Genomic DNA, 15,976 nt, shown 5'->3' on the forward strand with positions numbered 1-15,976 from the left:
GGAGTCGGTCGACGGTCAGCGGTACGGCCCGGCGAACTCCATCAGGGTCCGCTCGTACCGCCCGCCGAAGCCCACTCGGGTGACGACCTCGAACGGGAACTTCGACAGCTCCGGGAGCCACCGAGCCTCGGTGTCGACCTCCCGCAGCCGCAGCGACTTCGGCCGTACCCCGGCCACTTCGCCGATCCAGCAGGCGTCCGGCGCGTCCCGCTCGGTGTGCAGGGACACCAGCCCGAAGGCCCGGGAGGCACCCTGCGCGAGCTCCGCCAACCCGTCGAGGTCGAGCGCCGGTTCGGGCGCCCTGGCCGGCCAGCGACCGCGCCGCCGCAGCGCCCGGACGGTCAGGCAGTCCGTACCGCCCCGCCACCCGACCTTCGTGATGTCCGAGGTACGGACCGCCGCCCAGCCGTCGAGCTGGATGTCACTGCACAGGGCGATCAGCGTCCACGCCGCGCCGGCGCCGACGACAAAACCGTCGAGCCGGTCCCCGTCCCGGATCCCGGAGCGGTGAACGCGGACCGGAGCACCCGACGACAACGCCTCGGCGAGCCGTGTCATGACCTTGTTGTCCATGGATCGATCCTGCCCCGTCGCGGGGCACGCGGTCACCGAGTTTTCCGCGCTCCTTGACCTCAAGCGTGGTTGAGGGTCCAAGATCGTGTCCATGAACACGGAACAGGCGGCCAGGACCGCTTCCCTCGACGCGATCGCGCAGGTCGTCGCCACGGTCGAACGGACACAACGCACCAAGGACGCCGAGGGATTCCTCGCGCTCTTCCATCCCGAGGCCCTGTGGACCACCGCCCACGGAAAGGTCCTCATCGGTTTCGAGGCGATAGCGCAGTTCACGCGGGCGGTGCTGCCGACGGCGAGCTGGGACGGGGAGGTCACCTACGAGGTGGTGCACACGCAGTTCCTGCGCCCGGACGTCGCGGCCGTGAAGGTGCGTCAGCTCTACCGTTCGCCGGCCGGTGACACCGAGGGCGCCCCGCTCTACGTGATGACGCGCGAGCCGGACGGCCGCTGGCTGCTGACGGCCTGCCAGAACACCCAGGTGGTGGCGGACCAGGCCTGAGGCGGCCCCGCGCGGGCGAAGGTCCGACCGGGGCGTCGGGCGCAGGCGAACCTATGCGCCGACAGCCGGACCTTCGCCGAACGCACTCAGTGGCGGGCGAGGAACGGCCGCAGCGCGGCGGTGAGTTCGGTGGGCGCGTCCAGGGCGATGAGGTGGGCCGCAGCGGGGAACTCGACCAGCGTGGCGCCGGGGATCCCGGCCGCGTACCGGTGGGCGATGTCCTGGAAGTCGGGGACGTCCAGCAGGCCGATCCCGACCAGCGTGGGAACGGCGATCGAGGCGATGTCGCCCGCCGGGCCGCCCTGGGAGTGCTCCCCAACGACGTCCTGGTTGACCAGCGACGTCCGTACCGGGGTCCGGAGCTGATCGGCCAGCCCCGGGGCGACGTCCTCCCACCCGCGGCCGGGCCCGCGCAGCCACATGTCCAGGTTCACGCGGACCGCGGCGTCCAGGTCACCCGCGGCCAAGGCCGCCGTCTCGGCCTCGTCGTAGGCCACCATGTCCGCGGACCATTCGTAGCCGGGCCACGGCGGCGCGAGCACCGTCAGGGACCGCACGCGACCGGGGTGGGCGAGCGCGAAGTCCACGGCCACCCGCCCGCCCCAGGACGCGCCGATGAGCCGGACACTCTCGTGACCGAGGTGGTCCAGGAGACGGCACAGATCATCGGTCTCACTGAACGGCCCGACCGGGGGAGCGGATTCGCCGAAGCCGCGCAGGTCGTAGCGGATGACGGTGTGCCGCTCCGCCAGGGCGGGCACGACGGCGTCCCACATGGTGTGGTCGGCGATGCCGGCGTGTACGAGCACCACGGGCGAACCTTCGCCGGAGACGGTGTAGGAAAGATGGCCGAGATCGTCGGCAAGCATAAGCATGCGCAGATAGTCCCAGGTCAGGTCCGCGAAGGCGATGGAATTCCCGGCAGGGGACCGCGTGCGCCCGCAACGCCTCATGGGGCGGTCGTGGATGCGAGCAGTTCCCGCAGGAGTCCGACGACGAGCGGGGGCCGGCCCACGAAGGGGGAGTGGCCCGTCCGCCACTCGCGCATCTCGGTGCAGCGCGACGCCATCCTGCGCTGCAGGACCGGGTCGACGGCCCGGTCCTGGGCGCAGACGACGTACGTGGAAGGCGTGTGCCGCCACCCGTGCCGCTCCGGAACTCCTCGCCCGCAGCCGGGAGCCTGGGCCCGTAGGAGAGCGACCGCCCGGGCGGCGAGCGGTGCGGGACAGTCGCCGTAGAGGACGGCGGCGGCCCCGTCGGGGCACAGCGTGGTCGTGCCGTCCCGCCCGGGGCGGATCGCGTCCCGCAGCTGCGCGGACCCCCCCACCCGGACCGGCCGCGCTCTCACCGGCATCGGGCACGAAGGCCGCCAGGTACACCAGGTGTCCCGCTCCGCGCACCCCCGTGATCACCGAACCGCCGTAGGAGTGGCCGAGTACGACCGGAGGCTCCCGCAGTGCGTCGACGGCAGCCTGGACCGCGGCCGTATCGGCGAGCAGCGAACCCCGGTGGAGTTCGGGAACGACAACCTCGGTCCCGGCCGCCCTCAACCGCTCCGCCACGTCGGCGAAGTGCTCAGGACGGTGGTACAGGCCATGAACGAGCATCACGGCGGCCAATTCGCCCTCCTCGGGTCGGTGACGACCCCATGAACTTGGCACCTCGATCGGCATACGACGCAGCGGCCTACGCGCGTTCCGTAGGGGTCCGCCGAGGCGTGGTCGGCCGGGCGGCCGTCCCGTCGACGAACGCCCGGCCCTGCCGTCAGCGGGCTCCGGCGCCCTCCGGATCGGGGGTGGGCGGCGGGTTGTGGCAGGTCACGTCCTTCGCGGGCAGCCGTCCCGTCGACAGGTACGCGTTGACGGGTATGTTGGCACAGGCCGTGGGGTTGGAGAGGTACGCACCATGCCCCTCACCCCCCAGTGCCAGCACCATCCGCGACCCCTTGAGCGCCCGATGCAGCCCCTGGCCGGTGGCGAGCGGGGTCATCGGGTCCCACTCGTTCTGCACGGTCAGGACATCCGCCCGCGTCTTCATGGGCGTGGCGGGCTCCAGCGGCCGTTGCCAGAAGGCGCACGGCTTGATGTTCGAGGCGAAGTCCCCGTACAGCGGGTGCTTCACCTTGTCCCGCGCCGCGTCCCGCGCGTACTGCTCCGGATCGCGGGGCCAGTTGTCCGTGTCCCCGCACACCACGGCCCAGTACACGGCGGTGGCGTTGTTGGCGGAACTGGTGTCCGAACCCTCCGACGCGCCTCCCGCGTCGACACCGGGGCCGCCGGCCCGGACGCCGCGGAGCGGTGACTGCGTGCCCGGCCCCTTCCGGTCGGCGCCCTTCCCGCTCACGCCCGGAGTCGTGCCACCCGGCGGCTGGGGCGCCTTGTCGGCGGATGCCTTGATGGACTTGACGACGACCGAGGCGCCGTGGGGATCGAAGAAGAGCGAAGGTTCGGCCCTGATGTAGTCACCCGTCACCTTCTCCCCGTAGTGCATGAACGGGTCCCGGTCGGCCCGCGCCACCAGCGCCCAGAAGCCGGCCGAGACCGCCTCGGGCGTGGCACCGAGCCCATAGGTGTCCGAACGCTCCGCCGCCCACCGCGTCCACCGTTCGAAGGCGGGCTCGGCTTCGGTCCCCCACGCCTGGATCATGCCGCGCCAGACGCGCCCCGGGTCGATGCCGCTGTCCAGGACGAACCGGTCGGTGCGCTCCGGGAACATCTGGGAGTACACCGCGCCGAGGTACGTCCCGTACGAGTAGCCCAGGTACGAGACCGTCCGTTCCCCCAGTGCGGCGCGGATGACGTCCATGTCGCGCGCCGTGTTGCGGGTGGTGATGTACGGAATCACATCGCCCGAGTTCGCCCGGCACTTGTCGGCGATTCCGCGCGCCCAGGACACGTCCGAGGCGAAGGTCTCGGGCCGGTACGCCCCGCCGACGCCTACCTCCACTTCGGTGAGCTCGCCACAGCCGATCGGGCTGCTCTCACCGACGCCGCGCGGGTCGAAGCCGACGAGGTCGTAGCGGTCGCGGACGTCCTTGGGCATCTCGGCATTCGCCCGGATCGGCCGGTAGAGCCCAGAGGCTCCGGGGCCGCCGGGGTTGAGGAGGAGGACGCCACGCCGTTGGGCGGGGTTCTCGCTCTTCATCCGGGATATGGCGAGGTTCAGGGTGCGCCCTTCGGGACGCCGGTAGTCGAGCGGCACCTTTAGGGTGGCGCACTCGTACTCCGCCGGCCGATCGGGACTGCAGCGGTGCCAGGCCGGCGTCTGCCGCATGTACGCGGGGGTCGGGGCGGCGGAGGCCGGTGACGCCGCCAGCCCGGGAAGAGCGGTGGCGAGGAGACCGGCCGTGGCGAGCAGTGGTGCGAGACGTTTCATGCGTGTGGCCCCGTTCCTTCGTCGGGTGAAATCGCTTGCGTCTCCACTGTGTTGGACGAGCAGGTCGGACCGGATCCCTCCCGAGAGCCGATCTTCCGTCCCCCATGCGTACCACGTGAGATCCGGACACGTGGCCGAGACTCAACCCCAAGATCCATGCAATCGCCGGGGCTTCCGGACCGGACCCGCCCGTCCACCCGTAGTCCCCTCCCTCTCAGGGAGGACAACCGACGAGAACGAGCGACAAGGGATCTTGTGGACAGGATTCGGCGGCACGGCCGCACGGCCGCACGGCCACCCGGTTCGGACGCCGAGCGTCGGCACCCGCGGTGCGCCGATGGGGGAGATCGGTGACATCCCATGCCTGCCTCGACCGACTCCTTCTCCAGGCGGTGTGTCTCGCGCGTCCCCCACACGCAACGTGCCGCTCCACAACGCAAATTGCATGGACGCACCCGTCGATGACCAAGTATCGTCCGGCCTCGGACCACGTCGCGCGAGACGAACGGAAGGAGGCGAGTGCCGTGCAGATCTCAACCAACCAGCGCTCCCTCCCCGTTACCCCGGTGTGGTTCTGATCCAAGACCGGGAGCGCCCCACGCAGAACACATCCCGGAGGAATCCATGACCGATCCGGTCATCCGCGTGCTCGACGAGAGCGACGCCCACCTGTTCGACGCACACCCCGACCCGCTGAACGCCCGCGCCGCCCACGAGCGCACCACGCACCGCCCCGACTGGAAGCGAGTCGCCCTGCGCGACGGCACGGTCGTCGCCCGCGGCGCCTGGTGGGGCGGCACCGACGACAAGGAACCCATCAACGTCAACTGGTTCGACGTCGCCGAGGGCGAGGTGGAAGCAGGGGCCGAACTCCTGCGCTCCGCCCCCTGGCAGGTCGAGCTCGAGATCAACCTCCCCGGCGACTGGCGGGACCACCCGGCCCTCGCCGCCGCCGCCCGGACGCGCTTCGCCGCCGCCCGAGCGGCGGGCTACGAACTCCTGGTGGAACGCTTCCTGTACCGCTGGACCCCGGAGCGCGGACTCCCCGAACGGCCCGGCCGCCTCGTCTTCGCCGCCGAACCCGACGATGCGGTCTTCTTCGAGGCGCTGCGCCGCATCCACGCGGTCACCCTCGACGCCCACTCGCTGAAGGCCATAGCGGAGGGCGGCCTGGACCAGGCCGCCCAGGAAGAGCTCGACTTCTTCCACTGGTGCCCGTCCCCGCGCGAGTGGTGGCAGGTCGCCCACACGCCCGAGGGCGACCTGGCCGGCATCCACATCCCCGCGCACAACCCCTCCGGACCGACCGTCGGCTTCATCGGAGTCCTCCCGGAACACCGCGGTCGCGGCTACGCCTACGACCTGCTCGCCGAGTGCACGCACTTCCTGGTGGAGCACGGCGCCGAGGCCGTCACCGGAGCCACGGACCGGAGCAACTTCCCCATGGCCGCGAACTTCGCCAAGGCCGGCTTCCCCGTGGTGCGTGAACGCATCAACTTCCACCCCGCCGCCCCGACCGCGTAGCACCAGCGGTCCCGGTCCCTCGCCCCGCGCCGTCATGCTCTCGGCGCGGGGCGAGGCCGTCCGCGGCCACGGCCGCCGCAGCGAGCCGCGCGTCACCCCCCACCGCTCCTACGCGACCGGGTCGCCACCCGGCCCTGCGCGCGGCTGACGGTCGACGCCCGGGCGCTCTCCGTACACTGACGGGCATGGCATGCCGCATCAGCGAACTGGTCATCGACGCCGCCGACCCCGACCGGCTCGCCGCGTTCTGGAGCGAGGTCCTCGGCTACGTCGAACTCGGCCGGGAGGACGACGGAAGCATCGAGATCGGGCCGCCCGACGCCGGCTTCGGCGGGCCGCAGCCCACCCTCATCCTGAGCCCCAGCAGCGCCCCGCGGGCCGGGAAGCTCCGACTGCACATCGACGTCAACCCCACCGACCGCGACCAGGACGCCGAGCTGGAGCGACTCCTCGCCCTCGGCGCCAGGCCCACCGACGTGGGTCAGACCGGCAGCGAGAACTGGCACGTCCTCGCCGACCCGGAAGGCAACGAGTTCTGCCTCCTGCGCAGGCGACTCCAGCCCCTCTGACATCGAGCGCGCGGCAGCGCGTGACCGCACGCCGACCGCCTCAGATCCCGCGGAGCGTCACCTCGGCAGTGGCTTCCCGCAGCTGTGAGGTCTGCGCCTGGATCAGGTGGAACAAGGCCTCCCGCGCCAGTCGGCCCGCCGTGTTCCCGTAATGCACCGCGCGCCCGCCCGTCGCCGCCACACAGGCGGTGGCGGCCCTCACCCCGAGGTCCAGGGCCGCGGCCCGCACCTCGGTCCGGGCCGGTACCCCCTGCTCGGGGGCCAGCTCGTCGCGCATGCCGTACGCCTCGTCACGCAGCCGGGCGGCCTCGTCCGCCAGCCGGTGGGCGAGGGTCTCGTAGGCGGCTCCGGCCCGGGGCGCGGCCGCCAGCAGCAGATCCACAGCTGCGCGCAGATGCCCGAAGACGGCCGGATTGGCGTTCGCGTTCTCCAGATCGTAGGACCGGGCCCAGTCCCGCCTCGACTCGACGGAGATCACGTCCTGCGGCGGAACGACGACGTTCCGCAGCTCGACGGCCGCCGTGTGCGTCGCGCCCATCGCCCACAGCGGCGGCGATGCCACCGCGGCCATGCCGGGGCCCGTGTCCGCGCGTACGAACAGGACCCGGTCATCGGCGGCGACGGCCCCGACGATCGCCATGTCCGCGAGACCCCAGCCGGTCATCCAGGGCACACGGCCACGGAGCCGCCACCCCTGCGCGCAGCGCTCCGCCGACACGGGCGGCTGCGGATGGCGCAGGTACGCGAAGGCGGCCGTGGCCCGCCGTGCGCCCGTGACCAGGTCAGGAAGCCAGCGGTCCCGCAGATCGGGGTCGGCGCTCTTCATCAGCGCCTTCACGAGGGCGAAGTGCTGCGTATAGACGAACCAGGTGGACGGATCGACGGCGGAGAGGATCTCGTGCACCTCACGGACCACCTGCGTCCCGGTGCAGCCGCTCTCGGGCGTCGGCTCGTACCCGAGGATCCCGTAGGCGCCGCTCAGCGCCAGCTCGTCCAACTGGGCGCTGGAGACACCTTCGACGGCGGTGCGCTCCGCATCAGGCCGGAGCACGGAGGTCGCGGTGCGTGTCACCGACTCGATCAATGGCTCGGCCGCCAGGTGAGGCGGCGTCCCCAAGGCCGTCCCCTCGCCGGGTACCCCTCGCATCAGCGACCACCTCGATCCGGACTCACCGCCCGTCCGTCACATCCGTGTCGGTCGGGCGGGCAGGTGCCAGCGGTACGGGGCGACGAGCGCGTCGATGCTGTCCGGCCCCCAGGTCCCGGGCGCGTAAGGCTCCACGGGAGGGGGCGCGTCCAGCAGCGGGGCCGAGATCTCCCACAGGCGTTCGATGCCGTCGGACCGGGTGAAGAAGGACTGGTCGCCGAGCATCGCCTCCAGGAGGAGGTGCTCGTAGCCCTCCAGGGAGTTGTCGGCGGTGAAGGAGCTCTGGTAGCCGAAGACCATGTCGGCCTCCGCCAACCGCATGGTGGGGCCGGGTTCCTTGACGAGGAACCTGGCGGTGATGGAGCCGGGATCGGCGAAGTCGATGACGAGTTCGTTGCCCCGGCCGTCCACGGCGGCCCGCGCGTTCAGGGGGAACATGCCGAGGACGGGCTCGCGCAGTCCCAGGGTCACGACGTGCCGGCCCTCGGCCAGCGCCTTGCCCGAGCGCAGGTGGAAGGGGACACCGGCCCAGCGCCAGTTGTCGATCTCGACGCGCAGGGCGGCGAAGGTCTCGGTGTCGGAGGCCGGATCGACCCCGGGCTCGGCGCGGTACCCCGTGTACTGTCCGCGGACGACGTGGGCGGGGTCCAGCGGCCGCATGCTGCGGAAGACCTTGACCTGCTCGTCCCGGAGCGACTGCGCGTCGAGGACGACCGGCGGCTCCATCGCGACGAACCCGAGCAACTGGAACAGGTGGGTGACGATCATGTCGCGGAAGGTTCCGGTGCCCTCGAAGAAGTGCGCGCGGCCCTGGATGTCGATCTGCTCCGGCACGTCGATCTGCACATGGCTGATGTGCTCGCGGTTCCAGAGGGGTTCGAAGAGGCCGTTGGCGAACCGGAGGGCGAGGATGTTGTCCACCGCCTCCTTGCCGAGGAAGTGGTCGATACGGAACACCCGGGACTCGTCGAACACGGCATGGATGGCCCCGTTGAGCGCGCGGGCGGACGCGAGGTCGGTACCGAACGGCTTCTCCACGATCACCCGGGCGTCCTGGGCGAGACCCGTGGCACCGAGGAGTTCGACCATCGAGGTGAACGCGACGGGCGGAACGGCGAGGTGGAAGAGCCGTCGCGGTGTGCCACCGACGGCCTGCTCCGCCGCGCGCACCGCCGCCACCAGCGGCTCCGGGGCATTCGGGTCGGCCGAGCCGAAGGACAGGGCGGACTCGAACTCCTGCCATACGGGGCCTTCGGGGCGCGAACGGCCGAACTCCGTCACGGCCTGCCGGGCGTGGGCGCGAAATTCCTGGTCGCTCAGCGCCTCGGCCGCCGGGGCGGTGCCGACGATGCGGTAGCGCCGGGGCATCAGCCCCGCCTTGGCGAGGTGGAACAGGCCGGGCAGCAGCTTGCGGCGGGCCAGGTCTCCCGTGGCGCCGAAGAGGACGATGACGTGGTCGGGTGTGCCTGAGGCCATCGCCGCACTTCCGTTCCGGGCGGTCGTCTCGCCCTGAGCACCCACTGTGCGTGGTCACCAAGGATCAGGCACCCGGGATTCCGCCACCCGGGTCACCACACGCAGCGCGTGTTCTCCTTGTTCACCCTCGGGTGCGGCGCTGACGGGCGGGTATCGCGCTCGGCACTAGTCTCGGGATCGTGGGACAGCCTCTGGAGAGCGTCGAAGGCGCAGGACCGTTCGTCACCCGGCGCACCTGGCGGCGTCCCGAGGGGGAGACGGTCGTCTGGGACTCGCGGCCGGCGCGCAAGCGCGGCACGCTGTCGGTCCGGGGCCCGGGGGACACGGTCGGCCGGGTCGCGACCGCCGATCCCGGGGTGCTGCGCCGAGTGCGCAGGCTCAACGCCGTCGCCTCCACCGCGTTCGTCATCGGCGGTGCGTTGTTCGCCGTCGGCGCCGCGGTCGCGCAGTTCGGCGCGGGCGATCCGCTCGTCAGCGCGTGGGTGTACCTCGTAGGCGGGCTGTTCTTCACCACCGGGGGCTACGTTTCGCTGCTGCAGGTGCTGAACGGGCCTCGTCATGCCCCGGACGGCGGTTTCCTGTCCACGGCCGGCTGGCGGTGGTGGGGGTACGAGCCGATGCGGCTGGACTGGCTGAGCACGTTCGTCCTGTTCACCGGAACGCTCGTGTTCGGTGTCAACCTGCTGGACTCCTTTCTGCAGGGCCTCAGCGTCAGCCAGGTCAACCGGCTGATCTGGACTCCCGACGTGATCGGGTGCGTGCTGTTCCTGATCTCGGGGCATCTGGCCTTCGCCGAGATCTGCCACCGGCCCTGGCCGTGCATCCGCTCCCGAAGTCTCGGGTGGTGGGTGGTGGCGGTGAACCAGTTGGGCTCGATCCTGTTCATGGTCTCGGCGTTGGCGGCCTTCACCCGCCCCGCCACCGCAAGCCTGGTCAACGTCGACATCGCCAACTGGGGGACGTTGACCGGTGCGCTGTGCTTCTCGTTCGGCGGGGTGTTGCAGCTCTTCGAACGGCCGTAGGCGGTGGTGTGCGCGGCGGGTGCGACATCGCGGCGGGAGGTGGACGGACCTGACAGGGGCGGCTCGGTGTCAGCGTCCGCGTCACCGCCGGCGCCGGGGCCGAGGCCGGGGCCGGGGCCGGTGCCTGGGCCGGTGTCGGGGATGTGTCAGTGGAGGGTGAGAGCGTAGGCGAGGAGGCCGAGGCTGACCGTGGTGAGGACGGTTCGCCAGGTGTTGGCCTTGTTCCAGGGGGTCTCGTAGGCGGTGCGGGTGGTGTGCGCGGTGGTGGTGTCGGTGTGGTCGGGGGATCCGGCCTGGTCGAGGGCGTTGTTGAGGGGGATGTTGATGCGGGCGGTGACGGCCATGGCGGCCACGTAGGCGGCGAGTGCGGCGGCCAGCGGGAGGATCACGTCCCGGGTGTCGGGGTCGGTGGCGTGGAGGACGAGGGTGACGGCGGTGAGGAGGGGGGCGCCGAGGTAGGCGAGTATGAACCAGCCGTTGAGGATGGCCTTGTTGATGTTCTGCATGGCTTCGACGAGGGTCTTGTCACTGCTGCGGGCGAGGCCGGGCATGACGGCGACGGTGAACGCGTAGAACAGGCCGCTGATGAGTCCGGTGGCGATCGTCGCGGCGATGAGGGTTGCGGTTCGGGCGGTTTCCACGTGGTTCCTCTCTCTGGTGTTCCGGTAGGCGCCCGCAGCCGGGCCGGGAGGCCGGGCAGGGCTGTTCGTGCCGGGTCGTGCCAGGGGTGGTGCCGTGCGATGCCGGGGTAGGCGGGCCGTGCCGGGCCGGGATGGGGCCGGATTTCGCCGTGCGGTGCCGGTGGTGGGGTGGGGTTCAGTTGATCATAGGGGTGGAGTGGTGCTGGGGCCCTGTGGTTACGTTGGGTCGTATCTTCCTGCTCCTGCTCGAGCTGCTGATGTTGATGGGGTGTGTTGTCGTGCTGACTGCTCTGACCGGGGCGTTCGGGGACCGCGGGGACGCGGTGTCGGTCGCGGGCCGTGCTGCGTCGTACGAGGACCTGCTGGGTGCGGCCGCGGCGGTGGCCGCCGATCTCGCGGGGTGGGGGCCGGTCCCGGCGTTCGCGGTGACCGCGACGGCTTCGCTGGAGACGGTGGCGGCGGTGGTCGGCGGTCTGCTCGCCGGGGTGCCCTGCGTACCGGTGCCACCGGACGCGGGGCCGGTGGAGCGTGATCACATCCTGCGGGACTCCGGCGCTCGGCTGCTGGAGGTGGACTTCGCCCGGCGCGCGCCGGCGCCCGGCCCCCTACCGTCGGCGGCGGCGGAGGATCCGGCGTTGATCCTCTACACGTCGGGGACCACGGGTGTGCCCAAGGGTGTGGTGCTGAGCAGGGCCGCGATCGTCGCCGATCTGGACGCGCTGGCGGGGGCCTGGGAGTGGGGTCCGCAGGACGTACTGGTGCACGGGCTGCCGTTGTTCCACGTCCATGGGCTGGTGTTGGGTGTGCTGGGGGCTCTGCGGACGGGGAGTCGTCTGCTGCATACCGGCCGGCCGACGCCGGAGGCGTACGCGGCAGCCGCGGCGGCGGGCGGGAGTCTCTTCTTCGGCGTGCCGACCGTGTGGTCGCGGATCGCGGCCGCGCCGGAAGCGGCCACTGCTTTGGCGGGGGCCCGCTTGCTGGTGTCGGGAAGTGCGGCGCTGCCGACTCCGGTCTTCCGCGATCTGGAGCGATCGACCGGGCACCGGGTGGTGGAGCGGTACGGGATGACCGAGACGCTGATCACGATCAGCGGGCGGGCGGGTGGACAGGTGGCTCCCGGTACGGTCGGCACCGCGCTGGACGGCATCGCCACGCGGCTCGTGACCGAGGCGGGCGCGGAGATCGGTGAGCTCCAGGTGAAGGGGCCGACGCTGTTCTCGGGCTACCTGGGCCGACCGGACGCGACGGCGGCCGCGTACACGGAGGACGGCTGGTTCCGAACGGGGGACATCGCGGCCGTCGACGGGGAAGGTGTGCACCGGATCGTGGGACGCGCCTCCACCGACATGATCAAGTCCGGTGGATACCGGATCGGGGCGGGTGAGGTGGAGAACGCACTCCTGGACCATCCGCAGGTCCGGGAGGCGGCGGTGGTGGGTGTCCCGGATGCCGATCTGGGCGAGCGCATCGTGGCGTTCGTGGTGGCCGAGGCGGTCAGCGGGGGCGAACTCACCGACTTCGTGGCGGCGCGTCTGTCCGTCCACAAGCGTCCGCGTGAGGTCCGTTTCATCGAGGCGGTGCCGCGCAACGCGATGGGGAAGCCGCAGAAGCGGCTCCTGCTGGAGGGGGAGGAGCGGCGCCGGACCTGAGCAGTTCGGCCGCACGGCTGCCGCGGCCCGGGTGCTCCTTCTTCACCGCGGCCGCCAAGTCCCCTACTTCCACCGGCGTCTGCGGGGAGGTGTTCGAGCCGGAATGAGGGGCAGGTGGGTCACATGACCTATGAAGGGGAGGCCCGCATGTCCCGAACGCCCGAACCGGAACTGCCCGCCAAGGTTCCCGAGAGCGAAGACGCCCTCACCCCCGACCTTCCTCCGCTGGGCGGTGCGGCGCCCGATCTGTGGGATGCCGAGAAGCGCGAGGGGACCGAGGAGGAACCACGCGGCGAGACCGATCACACTGCTGAGCCCAATGATCACAACGATCCGAAGCCGCAGGAGCCCACGGATTGAGGCACGCGGCGCGGCCCGCGCAGCCCGGCCCCGGCCACATCCGCGAGCCGGCGGCGGTGCGGAGCAGGCCCGTCGGAGTTGCGGTACACGGCGGTACGGCGGTTCACCCTCGGCCGAGCCCCCACCCACCACCCGTTCGATCGACCGCCACGTCATGCCCGCATCAACCCGCCGACGTACCGCGCCGGTCGACGTACCGCGCCGGTCGACGGACCGGCGATGGGCGGACCGGCGATCAGACGGGCTGGCGATCGGACGGGCCGGATGAGGACCGTGCTCGGCCGGGGAGCCCGGACCGCGAGCACCTACGCCAGGGCGAAGACCATGTTGGCCGAGTTGTAGTAGTTGGGCAGGTGCACCAGGTCCGACCCCGGATGCGGCGGGTCGGCCTTCGGCCAGTTCCGCGGGCCCAGCAGATGGTCGGCGTAGTCGGTGTGCGGGACTTTCGGCACGAACCAGATGCGGTACGTGCCGGGCCGAGCGTCCTGTTCGAACCGCCAGAGTTGCGTCACGCGGTCCGGACCGGTCCGGCAGGCGCGAAGGGAGACCGCGGAGACGTTCCCACCGCGGGTGGTTCCGTCGATGCAGGTACCGGTGTCCGCGTTGCGGAGCTGGTAGGTGTTCTGCTGGGCAGGCAGCTTCTGCCAGGCTTGGCCAGCCTTGCCGGTGCACTTCTCGAGCCGCAACGGGCCGTCGGAACCGGGGCCGCCCACGCCGACGCACAGCCCCGAGGCCACGTTGATCAGGGCGGCGCCGGTGTGCCCCGTCGAGGGTGCCGCAGAGGTCGGCGCGGCCGTCGGCGAGGCGGACCCGGACGCCGAGGCGGAAGGGAGCTTCGTGGCGGGGGCTTTGGCGAAAGCCGCCGGGCCTATGGCGACGATCGGGGCGGTTTCCGGCAGCGGGCCGTCCGGGGCCGCAGAGGTTCTGGTGGGAACTGCCGCCTGCCGGGACCTGTCGCTCTCGGGGTCGGCCGGCAGCAGGACGACCACGGTGGCCGCCGTTCCCGCCACGGCTGCCGCCGCCACCCACTTCACGGTGCCGGCCTTGGCCCCGGCGAGCTGCGTGCCGTCCAGTGCGCTCGAGGCGAGTTGAACTCCGCCGTTCCCGCCCAAGGCCGCCAGGAAGGATTCAGGGTTCCACAGCAGGATGCCGCCGAGCAGCAGCACGCCCAGCCGGCCGTTGACATCGCGGAGGTCGCGCTCGGCCCGAGCACAGTCGTCGCACCCCTTGAGGTGGCGGCCGAGGTCCCGGGTGAGACGCGTACTCGGTCGACGCAGCCTGGCGGCGATCTGCCCGCCGTAGTGCTTGCACTCGTCGCTGGCGCTCTGGTCCAGGTGAGCGCGCAAGTACGCCTCCCGCAGGCCTTCCCGTGCACGCGACACCAGTGAGCCGACCCCGCCCGCCGATATGCCGAGGCGCGCCGCCGTCTCGGCCGCCGGTTCGTGTTCGACGACGGAGTGCCACAACACGGCCTGCCAACGTTCCGGTAGGGACCGGTAGGCGTGCAGGACCAGCGACCCCTCTTCCGCCGAGAAGACGGCGTCCTCGGTGTCCTGGCCGTCGGAGAGTTGGGCCGCCCATTCCTCGAAGTCGTCGGACAGCCGCGTACGGGCGGCATCCCGTGCCCACGTGGCCGCCAGACGGCGCACGCAGGTCAGCAGGTACGGGCGCCAGGCGTACTCGGGCCCGGCACCCCAGGAGATGGCTCGGTAGGTACGGGCGAAGGCCTCGGCGGCGAGGTCCTGGGCTGTGGACACGTCCCGGCAGCACGTGCGGGCGTAGGCGAGCACCGACGGATGGTGACGGGCGAACACCTCATCCATCACATCGCTGACCGCCGCGTCGGGCGTCGACGTGGAGGAGTGCCCACGCAGCAGGGCACAGAGTTCCCCGTCGCTGAGGCTTCGGAGTTGCTGCTGACGGGCGGTGCCCAATGTACTCAACACGTGCTCCCGTGTGGCTTGCTGATGTCCCAGGCTTCGGTTTCCGGGTACATCCGTCATGAGGGTGCGACGCTGCGCCCGACCGGAATTCGCGCAAGTGTGCACCCTTGCGGGGCCGCAAGCAAACCCATCGCCTCCTCCCACAGCGGGGCCACCGGCAGCTCGCTTCCGGCCACGGAACCGCTGTGGTCGTGCGCCGTTCAGGGGAACGGCGCACACGGCACGGTTCCCAAGGCCGAGGTCGCCTTCCTGCCATCGGGGCCGCCTGAAATCAGCCCCGACCCCACCTGTGGTGCAACGCACAGCAGGAAAGTCGGATGTACAGCCCCGCACCGGCCGCGGAGAACGTCAACGCAGCGACCGAATCAACCCGTCGCAGATGTCGAGCTGTCACCTACGTGCCAACTTATGGCCGAATGGTTGATCCGCGACGGGGCGGCCCGATAACTTCCGGACGAGGGCTGCACATACGCGGCGCACCGGTGTTCCGACGACCGCGACTGCCGTGGCTCGCCCAGCTCATCGGATGTCCACGGGGTCGCGCGTCACGTACGTGGCCCTCGTACGGGCGCGCCAGGGCCGGGGAGGCAGGCCATGGTGGCTGTCACGGAGACCGGTCGACGTGCCCCGCAGGAATGGGCCCGGCTGGGTGGGCAGGTGGCGGCGCAGGTTGGCGGTGCGGGGACGTGAGGCGGACGTACCGCCGGGAAGCGGGCAGAACGACGGTCTCCAGCAGCACCCGTCCGGCATCGGTCCTGCCGAACTGCTTGTGGATGATCCGGTCCGGCTCGTCCGGGTTGAGATTCAGGCTGAGGGCGGACGGTGGCAGCTTCAGCCAGACGAGGAACGAGTCCGAGGCGAGCTGCGCGGCGTGCCGGCCGCCGAAGGACGCGTGGTCGGCAGGCGAGGCGTCGGTCCTGAACGCGTATTGCACGGCGGCCCCTGATGACAGGTGCCGGGCGTCGCGGGCCCGTCAAGATCCGAAAGAGACGGCCTGGCTCCGAGGGCAGTTCGGGGTGCGCAGAGGTCGCGGCGAGTTGTCGGTTCACCTCGCGCAGCTCGGCGGCCTTCTCCGGGGTGTGTCCGGATTCCGCGATGTTCGACGGCGCCGCGGTCGGGGGCCGATACGCCGATTGTGTCGCTCTCTCGGTGTCGTCCAGCCGGATGACCAGTTCCGCCGGGCGGACGGCCCCAG

At 71.4% G+C, this 15,976-nt stretch carries 14 protein-coding genes and 1 pseudogene; 6 read left to right on the plus strand and 9 right to left on the minus strand.

Annotated features, from left to right (window positions below; translation table 11 throughout):
* Positions 1-15: 15 nt before the first annotated feature.
* A complete protein-coding gene (locus BCL76_RS34010; protein WP_109783223.1) occupies positions 16-573 on the minus strand; it encodes a hypothetical protein in 558 nt (185 codons plus the stop codon).
* Positions 574-664: 91 nt separating this feature from the next.
* On the opposite strand from BCL76_RS34010, the gene BCL76_RS34015 reads away from it, so the two are divergent.
* Positions 665-1,075, plus strand: coding sequence for an SgcJ/EcaC family oxidoreductase (locus BCL76_RS34015; protein WP_109783224.1), 411 nt, complete (start codon positions 665-667; stop codon positions 1,073-1,075).
* Between the two features lie 86 nt (positions 1,076-1,161).
* Here the strand turns inward: BCL76_RS34015 and BCL76_RS34020 are convergent, their stop codons facing one another.
* The 3 genes and pseudogenes from BCL76_RS34020 to BCL76_RS34030 form a co-directional block, all read right to left on the minus strand.
* Positions 1,162-1,950, minus strand: a complete 789-nt coding sequence (locus BCL76_RS34020) for an alpha/beta fold hydrolase (RefSeq protein ID WP_109783225.1) — start codon at positions 1,948-1,950, stop codon at positions 1,162-1,164.
* A gap of 74 nt (positions 1,951-2,024) precedes the next feature.
* Positions 2,025-2,694: pseudogene (locus BCL76_RS34025) on the minus strand (alpha/beta hydrolase).
* 145 nt (positions 2,695-2,839) lie between these two features.
* Positions 2,840-4,450 (minus strand): alpha/beta hydrolase, encoded by a 1,611-nt coding sequence (locus tag BCL76_RS34030; RefSeq protein WP_109783226.1) that lies wholly within the window; start codon positions 4,448-4,450, stop codon positions 2,840-2,842.
* 624 nt (positions 4,451-5,074) lie between these two features.
* Between BCL76_RS34030 and BCL76_RS34035 the strand changes: the two genes are divergently transcribed.
* A complete protein-coding gene (locus tag BCL76_RS34035) occupies positions 5,075-5,974 on the plus strand; it encodes a GNAT family N-acetyltransferase (RefSeq protein WP_109783227.1) in 900 nt (299 codons plus the stop codon).
* A gap of 185 nt (positions 5,975-6,159) precedes the next feature.
* Complete coding sequence (locus tag BCL76_RS34040; protein WP_109783228.1) at positions 6,160-6,543, plus strand: VOC family protein; 384 nt, start codon at positions 6,160-6,162, stop codon at positions 6,541-6,543.
* A gap of 40 nt (positions 6,544-6,583) precedes the next feature.
* Here the strand turns inward: BCL76_RS34040 and BCL76_RS34045 are convergent, their stop codons facing one another.
* Together BCL76_RS34045 and zwf are read right to left on the minus strand one after the other, a co-directional pair.
* On the minus strand, positions 6,584-7,615 hold the full coding sequence (locus BCL76_RS34045) for an acyl-CoA dehydrogenase family protein (protein ID WP_146228482.1): 1,032 nt from the start codon (positions 7,613-7,615) through the stop codon (positions 6,584-6,586).
* Positions 7,616-7,726: 111 nt separating this feature from the next.
* A complete protein-coding gene (zwf, locus tag BCL76_RS34050; protein ID WP_109783230.1) occupies positions 7,727-9,166 on the minus strand; it encodes a glucose-6-phosphate dehydrogenase in 1,440 nt (479 codons plus the stop codon).
* A gap of 179 nt (positions 9,167-9,345) precedes the next feature.
* On the opposite strand from zwf, the gene BCL76_RS34055 reads away from it, so the two are divergent.
* Positions 9,346-10,188 (plus strand): hypothetical protein, encoded by an 843-nt coding sequence (locus BCL76_RS34055; protein WP_109783231.1) that lies wholly within the window; start codon positions 9,346-9,348, stop codon positions 10,186-10,188.
* A 146-nt stretch (positions 10,189-10,334) separates the two neighbouring features.
* Here the strand turns inward: BCL76_RS34055 and BCL76_RS34060 are convergent, their stop codons facing one another.
* The gene (locus BCL76_RS34060) at positions 10,335-10,829 is read right to left on the minus strand and encodes an anthrone oxygenase family protein (protein ID WP_258310064.1); all 495 of its coding nucleotides are present in this window, start codon (positions 10,827-10,829) and stop codon (positions 10,335-10,337) included.
* 278 nt (positions 10,830-11,107) lie between these two features.
* Between BCL76_RS34060 and BCL76_RS34065 the strand changes: the two genes are divergently transcribed.
* Together BCL76_RS34065 and BCL76_RS34070 are read left to right on the plus strand one after the other, a co-directional pair.
* Positions 11,108-12,478 carry an AMP-binding protein gene (locus BCL76_RS34065; RefSeq protein ID WP_375137997.1) on the plus strand — a complete coding sequence of 457 codons (1,371 nt, stop codon included), beginning with the start codon at positions 11,108-11,110 and terminating at the stop codon, positions 12,476-12,478.
* Positions 12,479-12,601: 123 nt separating this feature from the next.
* On the plus strand, positions 12,602-12,838 hold the full coding sequence (locus BCL76_RS34070; protein ID WP_109783233.1) for a hypothetical protein: 237 nt from the start codon (positions 12,602-12,604) through the stop codon (positions 12,836-12,838).
* A 305-nt stretch (positions 12,839-13,143) separates the two neighbouring features.
* On the opposite strand, the gene BCL76_RS34075 is transcribed toward BCL76_RS34070, so the two are convergent.
* Together BCL76_RS34075 and BCL76_RS34080 are read right to left on the minus strand one after the other, a co-directional pair.
* Positions 13,144-14,781: a sigma-70 family RNA polymerase sigma factor gene (locus BCL76_RS34075; protein ID WP_181382854.1), complete on the minus strand. Its 1,638-nt coding sequence runs from the start codon at positions 14,779-14,781 to the stop codon at positions 13,144-13,146.
* 604 nt (positions 14,782-15,385) lie between these two features.
* The gene (locus tag BCL76_RS34080; protein WP_109783235.1) at positions 15,386-15,715 is read right to left on the minus strand and encodes a hypothetical protein; all 330 of its coding nucleotides are present in this window, start codon (positions 15,713-15,715) and stop codon (positions 15,386-15,388) included.
* Positions 15,716-15,976: the final 261 nt, after the last annotated feature.

Source organism: Streptomyces sp. CG 926 (assembly GCF_003148825.1).
Classification (GTDB): Bacteria; Actinomycetota; Actinomycetes; order Streptomycetales; family Streptomycetaceae; genus Streptomyces.